The organism is Zafaria cholistanensis (genome assembly GCF_008580665.1).
In the GTDB taxonomy this organism is placed as follows: domain Bacteria; phylum Actinomycetota; class Actinomycetes; order Actinomycetales; family Micrococcaceae; genus Zafaria; species Zafaria cholistanensis.
Map to the genome: position 1 here is coordinate 1 of NZ_BKDJ01000026.1, position 9,556 is coordinate 9,556.

The following is a 9,556-nucleotide window of genomic DNA, read 5'->3' on the forward strand; positions in this document are numbered from 1 at the left end:
CGTTCGGCGGCGTGAAGCACTCCGGCCTGGGCCGCGAAGGCGGCGCCGAGGGCCTGGACGAATACACCACCGTGCAGTACATCGGCATCAACGACCCCTACGCGGCCCAGTAACACCCAACCCCCAAGGGACCCGTCAGGGCCCGGTTCCACCACGGTGGAACCGGGCCCTGCCCGTCTTCCCGGAGACCGCCTCCCGGGGACCGTTCCCGCCCGCGCGGGAACGGCGCGCCGGAAGGGCAAGGCACGACGCCGGAAACCAGCGGGCACGCATCCGCGCCACAGGCGGCGCGGCCAGGTTTGCGTGGGAAGTGCTTCCGGTCTGCTCCGGATACGCCACGGGCGGATAACCCGGATTAGGCACGCATCTTCTTGCCCATAGGCGTGTAGGCCGGCCCCGTTATGCGGGGCCGGCCTACACATTCCTTATGGACTTAGTAGCTGATGACCTGGGGTTGGGCGAGGTGCTTGAGGCCCTCGACGCCGAATTCGAGTCCGTAGCCGGATTGCTTGGCTCCGCCGAAGGGCACGCGCGGGTCCACGGCGCCGTGCTTGTTGATCCACACGGTGCCGGCCTCGATGCGGGCGGCGACTTCGCGGGCCTTGTCCCTGTTGGAGGACCAGACCGAGGCGCCCAGGCCCACCTCCAGGGCGTTGGCCATCTCGATGGCCTCGTCGATCGTGGAGTACTTCACGATGGGCAGGGCGGGTCCGAACTGTTCCTCGGCAACCAGGGGGTTGGCGTTGTCGACGTCCGCGACCAGGGTGGTGGGGTAGAAGAACCCGGGCTGGGACTCGTCCGGGTTGCCACCGGTGACGATGCGGGCCCCGGAATCCCTGGCCGCGTCCACGAGGTTCGCGACGATCTGGTACTGGGCCCTGTTCTGCAGGGGTCCGAGCACGTTGTTCTCGTCCAGGCCCACGCCCATCGGCATCGCGGCGGCGACCTCGGCCAGGGCGGTGACGGTTTCTTCGTAGATGTCCTCGTGGACGTAGAGCCGCTTCAGCGCCGCGCAGGTCTGGCCGGTGTTGATGAACGCACCCCAGAACAGGCCCTCGGCGATAGCCTTGGGGTCCGCGTCCGGGAGCACGATCCCGGCGTCGTTGCCGCCCAGTTCCATGGTCAGGCGCTTGACCGTGTCCGCGGAGTTGCGGATGATCGCCTTGCCGGCGTCGGTGGAGCCGGTGAACATGATCTTGGCAACGTCCGGGTGCTCAACGATCCGGTTGCCGACCGTGCGGTCCCCGGAGACCGCATACAGCACGCCCTCGGGCAGGACGGTGTTCAGCACGTGTACCAGGCCCAGGACCGAGAGCGGGGTCATGCTGGAGGGCTTGACCACCACGGTGTTGCCCATGCGCAACGCCGGGGCGATCTGCCAGATGCCGATCATCATCGGCCAGTTCCACGGCCCGATCGCCCCCACCACGCCCAGCGGCCGGTAGTGCAGCTCCGCCCGTCCGCCCTCGTCATCGACCAGGATTTCGGGTTCAAGCTCGAAGGAGGCGGTGGCACGCAGCCACGCCGCGCACGCGCCGACCTCGAAGCGGGCGTTCGGCCCGTTCAACGGCTTGCCCTGCTCCCGCGAGAGCAGCACCGCCAGGGCCTCGGCGTTGGCCTCCACCGCGTCGGCGGCCTTGAACAGGAACGCCGAGCGTTCGGCGTGGGACAGGGCCCCCCAGCCCGGCTGGGCTGCCTTGGCGGCCGCGACCACGGACTCAAGGTCTTCCAGGGTGTGCTGCGGAGCCCTGCCCACCACCTCCCCCGTGGCCGGATCCAACATTTCGCGGCCTCCGGTGGCCGGCTCGATCACGGACAGCAGGTCCTCAAAGGTCATTTCCTTGCTGGTTTCAGTGCTCACTTGTGATTCCTTCCTCAAAAATGGTTCTGATCTTCAACGTCAGCACGTGGGGTTCATTGCTGGTTGACGGATGGTTCGTTATCGCTGACGCGTCCTCTTTCGGGGCCATCGCCGATATCCGCGCCGCGTCCGATGCCTGCATAGATGTCGGGCCGGTTCCGGGCAATCCATCCGGCCCAGGCGGTGCCGAACAGGCCCGGGACCAGAATGATCGCCGGGAGCAGCCAGCTGAGCACGTTGGGCTCGGACAGTCCGATCAGCACGTCGAAATAGGCCACGATCAGGCCAAACACCGTGATCAAGGCGATAGCGCCGATGATGGGCGCGATAGTGCGGGTGCCGATGCCGTAATCGTGGCGGTTGCGCCGGAAGTACCCGACAACGGCGACCGAGGTCAGCGCCATCAGCAGGACCAAGCCGAAGGCGCCCATGTTGGTCAGCCAGGTGAAGAGGGTCAGCACGGGAAACAGGGGACCGGCTTCGTGTCCGTTCCCGGCGACGGCGAAGACGATCAGCAACATCAAGGCCAGCACGGACTGTGTCAATGATCCTGCCGCTGGGGCCTGAGTGCGCGGGTTGGTCCGGGCCAAGACCCGCGGCAGGACACCCTCTCGTCCCAGCGAGAAGAAGTACCGGGCAACGACGTTGTGAAAGGCGACCAGCGCCGCCAGCAGGCTGGTGATGAACAACAGGGCGGAGAGATCGACGAACCACTTCGGAGCATGTTCGCCGAGGAAAACGAAGAGCAGGTCGGGTCCAAACTCGGTCGAGCGGGCGAGGACCTGGCTTGGGCCCTCGCCGACGGCCATGGCCCACGAGGACAGAGCGTAGAACGCGGCGATCACGACAACGGCGATCAGCGTGGCACGGCGGGCAGTCGTGCGCGGATCCTTAACCTCCTCGCTGTAGATCGCGCCGGATTCGAAACCCATAAACGCGGCGATGCTGAAAGCAAAGGCAGCCCCCACTCCGGCGGCGAAGAGCGAAGTGGGCTCCAGCGGTGCACCGCTCATGCCCTCCGGAGCAGTGCGGACGGCGAGGACGTCGTAGATCACCACCACGAGGAACTCCAGGGCCACGAGGACTCCAAGGACCTTGGCCGAAAGATCGACCTTGTTCACGCCCAGAATCCCGACAGCAGCCCAGCCAGCCAGTGCGCACATCCACCAGGGCACCTCCAGGCCGGCGACACCGCCTGCGAAGGAGGACAGGGCGAAGCCGAAGAGGCCGTAGATGCCGATCTGCATGGCGTTGTAGGACATCAAGGCCACCCAGGCGGCACCGACACCGATGGGTTTGCCCAGACCCAGCGAGATGTAGGCGTAGAAGGCGCCCGCATTGTGCACGTGCTGGCTCATGGCCGAGTAGCCGATGGAGAACACCACCAAAACCGCGCCGAGGACAATGAAGGACAGCGGAACACCGAGCAGGCCCGTGACCGCGAAGTTCGTCGGCACACCGCCGGCAACCACGGTGAGCGGCGCAGAAGCCGCAATGATCATGAAAACAAGGGCCGGAACACCGATCCGGCGCCGTCCGAGGGTGGGGGTTGGTTCATTGGCGTGTGGTTGCGGCGATGAAGCCATAGCTTGTTCCTTTAAGGTTTATTCGTTCATCCCGAAACAGCTTGAAGGGAGCTGACGTCGAGGATCATGGTGTTTCCGTTACCGGTGGCGGTACCTGCCGGGTACTGGTGCGCTTTCACCGAGTCTCGGTAGAGGCCACGCGCATGGATTCGGTGACAGGTCAGCCTCCGCCGCACGGCCGTGATCCCCGCAGCCGCAGGCAGCGCGTAGGGGCACGCACAGCGAGGCAGCTTGGGCTGGGCATTGTTAGCTTTTGGGACGTGGGGCGCCTCATACATCCGTGTGAGCCACCCCACTGGTTTATTCTATTGTCGTAGAGAATAAATGGAGTGGCCCTCCTTCTGCAAGAGGAACGTTGCGGCGCCGGTGTCACATGGATTGCCGGGTCGTATGAGGCTAGGCGTTAGGGAAAGGCTGCTATGCCAAAGATCGTGGACCACGACCGGCGCCGCCTGGAGGTAGTGGAGGCCGCCTGCGAGATCATCGCCCGGCAGGGGCTGGACCGCACGACCCTGCGCGATGTCGCCGCCGAAGCCGGTTTTTCGAACGGCGCGCTCAAGCCATACTTTCCGACCAAGGCGGACCTGATGCAGAGTACGTTCACGTACGTCTTCCAGCGGACGAACGACCGCGTCACCTCCGCTGTGGCCCACCTGTCGGGGATGGCCGCGCTTCGGGCCTTCGCCCGGGAAGTGCTGCCGCTTGACGGCGTTCGCCTGGACGAGGCGCGGGTGGTGGTGTTCTTCTGGCAGGCCGCCATGCATAATGCGGAGCATGCGGCCATCAATGACGCGGCGATGCTGGAGTGGCGGCGCTCCATCCGGGGGTGGCTCGACGAAGCCTGCGCGGCCGGAGAATTGTCATCGGCATTCCCTGTCAACACAATCGCCGAGACCCTCCTGAACTTCCTGCTCGGCGCCCAGATCAGCGCGGTCCTCGACGGGAACGCCAACACGCCCCTGCACTTGGAGGATCAGTTGGATGCGCACTTGCGTCTGGTGAGTGCATGGAACTGAAATGGCCTCCCGCCCCTTTTGCGGGGAATGAAGCACGGTTTGTCCGCTCGGGCTCAATCCGCCCCCTAACGTCTGGGAGGCAGGCGTGCTTCGGGGCGAGCGGGCAACCGAGTTTGCCGGCGGGCACCAGGGCTACGGTCCGTTCACGGAATTCCGGTGGATAGGGTCCTGGCATGCCTGACAGCAGCAGGGGCGGTGTGGACCGGCAGGCTTCATGGCCCTTTTCCCGGAGCGCCTGATCTGGCGTTGCTGGAGACCCCAGTATTAGCGCGTAGGCCAAATTGTGTGTAGGGCCAGCAGTTCCACGTCCGTCGGTTTCCGCCCGTCAAAGACACACAGGGGCCCCAGGTTGTGATCCACCTAACGAAGGGTTTATTCTCTACGATCATAGAAAAAACTGCGTGGCCTGCAATGGTCCAACCAGAAGGTTCCCCCAATGACCAAGATCGATTTTCTCTACCTGAGTGAGCCTGACATGATCCGGGCTGGGGTCACGAACATGGCCGATTGCGTCGACACCATGTCTGACCTGCTTGCACTCTTCGCCAAGGGTGATTACCGGATGGCCGGCACCGAGAACAACTCTCACGGCGCACAGCTGTTTTTCCCCGATGAGCAGACTTTTCCGGGCATGCCGGTCAACGGACCCGACCGCCGGTTCATGGCCATGCCCGCCTACCTCGGCGGGGATTACCAGACCGCCGGTTGCAAATGGTACGGCTCGAACGTCGAGAACAAGCAGCACGGTCTCCCGCGCTCGATCCTGATGTTCACCCTGAACGACAAGGACACGGGCGCCCCCTTGGCCATCATGTCGGCCAACCTGCTCAGCGCGTACCGCACCGGCGCGATCCCGGGCGTCGGAGCCCGATACCTCGCCCGCGAAGACGCAAAGGTCGTCGGGATTGTTGGTCCCGGGCCGATGAACCGCACTTCGCTCGAAGCATTCATGGCCGTGCGGCCGGGCATCGACACCGTGAAGGTGTCGGGTCGCGGACAGTCGGGAATCGATGCGTTCATTACCTGGGCGAAGGAGAAGTTCCCGCAGATCACGACGATCGAACAGGTTGCCGGAATGGAAGACGCCGTTCGCGGATCCGACATCGTGAGCATCGCGGTTCCGAGCCCGTCCGGGTCGGAAAACTACCCGCGCGTGAAAGACGAGTGGGTGAAGCCGGGTGCGTTTATCTGCTGCTCTGCACACCTGGCCGTTGACGAGAGCCTCGTGCTGCGCTCACGCCACGTCGCCGACGCGCGCAGGATTTACCAGGCGTGGGCGGAAGAGCTTCCCACCCCCGCGCACGAGATCGTGGGTATCTGGGGCATCCACCTCGTGGACCGCGTCCGTGATGGCCGAATGAGCCCCGAGCAGTTCGAAGACATTGGTGAGGTTATTCAGGGCCTCACCCCGGGGCGCACCAATGACGATGAGATCTTCATCTACTCGGTGGGCGGCATGCCGGTCGAGGACGTCGCGTGGGCGACGAAGGTGTACCGCAACGCGGTACGCGACGGCATCGGCACGAAGCTGAACCTGTGGGAAACACCGGCACTCGCGTGACCTGCGGACTGACAGCAGAACGCAGTACCCCAACCGGACCTGCGACTCCGTGCAGAATGCCGTAGCAGACGAGAAGAGAAGATTTAGTTATGGACTTGCAAAAGACCAACGTTGTTGTCATCGGAGCCGGAACGGTCGGCGCGATGGCCCTGTGGCAGTTGAGCAAGCGCGATTCGCTCGACGTTGTCGGCATCGAACAGTTCGGCCGGGTGCACTCGCACGGCTCCTACGTGGGTGAATCGCGGGTATTCCGCACCGCCGTGCATGAGGGCGGAACCTATGTGCCGATGATCCAGCGCTCACGCGATCTGTGGCGTGAACTCGAACGCGAGTCGGGCCGTAGCATCTACGACGAAATCGGCGCCTTGAGCATCGCTCCCGAGGGATTCCCCGACCTCGTCACCGCACTCGGAACCGTGCGCGATTTCGATCTCCCGCACCGCGTGCTCAGCACGGAGGAATTGCGCGCTGAATTCCCGCAACACCGGGTCCAGGACGGGGACATCGGACTGCTCGACGCCCATGGCGGTGGCCTCCGTCCCGAAGTCGCAATCATGAGCGCACTCGATCTCGCGGAGAGCAATGGGGCCAAACTGTTCTTCAATACGCCCGTCATCGATATTGAGGAGCGGGTGAACGGGGTGGTCGTTCGCACCACCCAGGGCGCCTGGCTGGCCGACACCGTAGTGGTCGCTTCGGGATCCTGGTCAACCCGGATCTCCCCGGAGTTGAACGACTTGCTGCGCCTGCAGGTGCTCGGTCTCACCTGGTTCATGCCGAAACGTCCCGAACTCTTCGCGCCCGACCGGTTTCCCGTATTCCTTCGCGATGCCGGGTCCGTGCACTTCTTCGGCGCCCCCAGTTTCGACGGATACGCCTTCAAGGCCTGCACTAATCCCGAATGGCCGGTGTTCCGCGACGTGGATGAAGTCCCCACCTCGCATACTCGAGAGGAGCTGATCCGGATCGGCCAGCGTGCCGCCGAACTGTTCGACGGCATTAACCCGGAACCCGTGCGTCAAAGCGTGCACCACTGCGCTTACACTCCGGACCGCCTGCCCGTCATCGATCGCAACGCCAGCGGTCGGATCGTCACCCTCGCCGGGCTCTCAGGCCACGGCTTCAAGTTCGCCCCCCAGCTGGGCGAATGGGCAGCGAAACTCGTGAAGGAGGAAGACGCGACCGTAGACCCGCGTTTCGCGCTCCCGGCACACCTCGAACGCCTCGCCAAGACCGGCCCGTACACAGGAGGCGGCCACTAGCAGGGCCAATTTTTAGGGCATCCTTCCTTCGGGGCCTCTTCCCATCAACGGATTCAACTTCGAAACCGACATCCCGGTGGGAAGAGGCCCCGCGGTCTTACGACGTGGGGCAAGAGAACAATCCGGCAGGCAGCCGACTGCGGGGGATGGTGCCGCAGGGTGGGCGGCCGGTGGGGGAGCCCGTGTCCGGGCCCGGCGGCTGCCGCTAGCCGGACAGGTCGCGCGCCGGTGCCTTCGGCACTGCCGGGCCCCTGGCCGCCGCCCGGACGCCCTCCCCAGGCCAGTGGAAGCTTTGCATCCATCCGGGCAGGGGCATCGCACTGCCGGTTGGCGTACCGGGGTTGACGGAACCGCGTGTTTACCGTCACACTGGATCGTATACGATTTGAAGTACGATCTGGTGCTTGTTTCAGCACGGGTCGTCAGGCTCCAGCCCTCCGGATGAAAGAGGAAGTTTCCCATGACCCAGCACTTCGTGCCGGATAACCTGCCCAGCCACCTGCAGCACTACATTGGCGGCAAGTTCGTCGACTCCATCGGCGGCGAGACCTTCGAGGTCCTGGACCCGGTGACCAACCAGACCTACGCCACGGCCGCAGCCGGCCAGCCGGAAGACGTCGACGCGGCAGTCGCCGCGGCCCGCGACGCGTTCGTCAACGGCCCCTGGCCCAAGATGAAGCCGCGCGAGCGTGCCCGCGTCCTCCACGCCATCGCCGACATCATCGAATCGCGCGACGACGAACTCGCCCTGCTCGAGAGCTTCGACTCGGGCCTGCCCATCAAGCAGGCCAAGGGCCAGGCCCTGCGGGCCGCGGAGAACTTCCGCTTCTTCGCGGACCTGGTCGTCGCCCAGCACGACAACGCCTTCAAGGTCCCGGGTTCGCAGCTGAACTACGTCAACCGCAAGCCGATCGGCGTGGCCGCCCTGATCACCCCGTGGAACGTCCCCTTCATGCAGGAATCCTGGAAGCTCGCTCCGGCGATTGCGACCGGCAACACCGTGGTCATGAAGCCGGCCAGCTACACCCCGCTGTCCGCCGCGCTGTGGCCGGAGATCTTCGACGAGGCCGGCCTGCCGGAGGGCGTCTTCAACCTGATCTTTGGATCCGGCGGCGTGGCGGGCGATTACCTCGTGAAGCACCCGGACGTGCCGATCGTCTCCTTCACCGGCGACAGCTCCACCGGTGCCACCATCTCGACTGCGGCCGCACCCCAGTTCAAGAGCCTCTCGCTCGAACTCGGCGGCAAGTCCCCGGCAATCGTGTTCGCCGACGCCGACATCGAGGCCGCCCTCGACGCCACGGTCTTCGGCGTGTTCTCCCTCAACGGTGAGCGCTGCACCGCCGGATCCCGCGTGCTGGTCCAGCGGGACATCTACGAGGACTTCGTGGCCCGCTTCGCCGAGCGCGCGAAGAACATCGTGGTGGGCGTGCCGAGCGACCCGGCCACCGAGGTTGGCTCGCTGGTGCACCCGAAGCACTTCGAGAAGGTCATGTCCTACATCGAGATCGGCAAGACCGAGGGCCGCCTCCTGGCCGGTGGCGGCCGTGCCGAGGGTTTCCCCACGGGCAACTACGTGGCCCCGACCGTGTTCGCCGACGTCGCCCCGGATGCCCGGATCTTCCAGGAGGAGATTTTCGGCCCGGTCGTGGCGATCACCCCCTTCGACACCGACGAAGAGGCCCTGGCGCTGGCCAACAACACCAAGTACGGGCTGGCCGCGTACGTGTGGACCTCGAACCTCAAGCGTGCGCACAACTTCGCCCACGGCATCGAGTCGGGCATGGTGTGGCTGAACTCGAACAACGTGCGCGACCTGCGCACCCCGTTCGGTGGCGTGAAGGCCTCCGGCCTGGGTCGCGAAGGCGGTTACCGCTCGATCGACTTCTACACCACTCAGCAGTCGGTGCAGATCACCCTCAACGAGTCCCACACCCCGAAGTTCGGCGTCCAGTCCAGCCGCGAAGCCGGCGACGCCTAGAGAAACGCCTAAAAAAGCCTGTCCGGCGGAAGCCGGATGCCTGACCGGGGCCGGCGCCGAGTCCAGACCTCCCTCGCCAGCGCCGGCCCCCGCGGGAGTGGGCCTGGGTTGGGACCTACTCGGCCCGCTCCCGCACCAATCCAAAAACTTATAAGGAACCATCATGAGCAACGTTATTCCCAAGCCCTCTGTTCCGGCGCCGGACATTGTCCGCTGCGCCTACATGGAACTGGTGGTCACTGACCTGGCCGCTTCGCGCGAGTTCTATGTGGACCTTTTGGGCCTGCAT

7 protein-coding genes and 1 pseudogene are annotated in these 9,556 nt (G+C 64.9%); 6 read left to right on the forward strand and 2 right to left on the reverse strand.

Translation table 11 applies throughout. The features are described from left to right. Window positions 1–113, forward strand: a 113-nt coding sequence (locus NCCP_RS14595) for an aldehyde dehydrogenase family protein (protein ID WP_149956318.1), incomplete at its 5' end; no start/stop codon positions are given. 320 nt (window positions 114–433) lie between these two features. On the opposite strand, the gene NCCP_RS14600 is transcribed toward NCCP_RS14595, so the two are convergent. Both NCCP_RS14600 and NCCP_RS14605 read right to left on the reverse strand, forming a co-directional pair. After that, a complete protein-coding gene (locus NCCP_RS14600) occupies window positions 434–1,837 on the reverse strand; it encodes an aldehyde dehydrogenase family protein (RefSeq protein ID WP_149958024.1) in 1,404 nt (467 codons plus the stop codon). Between the two features lie 77 nt (window positions 1,838–1,914). After that, window positions 1,915–3,447 (reverse strand): APC family permease, encoded by a 1,533-nt coding sequence (locus tag NCCP_RS14605; protein WP_149958019.1) that lies wholly within the window; start codon window positions 3,445–3,447, stop codon window positions 1,915–1,917. Between the two features lie 419 nt (window positions 3,448–3,866). Between NCCP_RS14605 and NCCP_RS14610 the strand changes: the two genes are divergently transcribed. The 5 genes and pseudogenes from NCCP_RS14610 to NCCP_RS15370 form a co-directional block, all read left to right on the forward strand. After that, window positions 3,867–4,463 (forward strand): TetR/AcrR family transcriptional regulator, encoded by a 597-nt coding sequence (locus tag NCCP_RS14610; RefSeq protein WP_149958020.1) that lies wholly within the window; start codon window positions 3,867–3,869, stop codon window positions 4,461–4,463. 436 nt (window positions 4,464–4,899) lie between these two features. Next, on the forward strand, window positions 4,900–6,024 hold the full coding sequence (locus tag NCCP_RS14615) for an ornithine cyclodeaminase family protein (RefSeq protein ID WP_149958021.1): 1,125 nt from the start codon (window positions 4,900–4,902) through the stop codon (window positions 6,022–6,024). An 89-nt stretch (window positions 6,025–6,113) separates the two neighbouring features. Beyond that, window positions 6,114–7,286, forward strand: a complete 1,173-nt coding sequence (gene solA / locus NCCP_RS14620; RefSeq protein WP_149958022.1) for an N-methyl-L-tryptophan oxidase — start codon at window positions 6,114–6,116, stop codon at window positions 7,284–7,286. Between the two features lie 460 nt (window positions 7,287–7,746). Then, a complete protein-coding gene (hpaE, locus tag NCCP_RS14625) occupies window positions 7,747–9,267 on the forward strand; it encodes a 5-carboxymethyl-2-hydroxymuconate semialdehyde dehydrogenase (RefSeq protein WP_149958023.1) in 1,521 nt (506 codons plus the stop codon). A gap of 163 nt (window positions 9,268–9,430) precedes the next feature. Further along, window positions 9,431–9,556, forward strand: a pseudogene (locus tag NCCP_RS15370) (3,4-dihydroxyphenylacetate 2,3-dioxygenase); the annotation flags it as partial.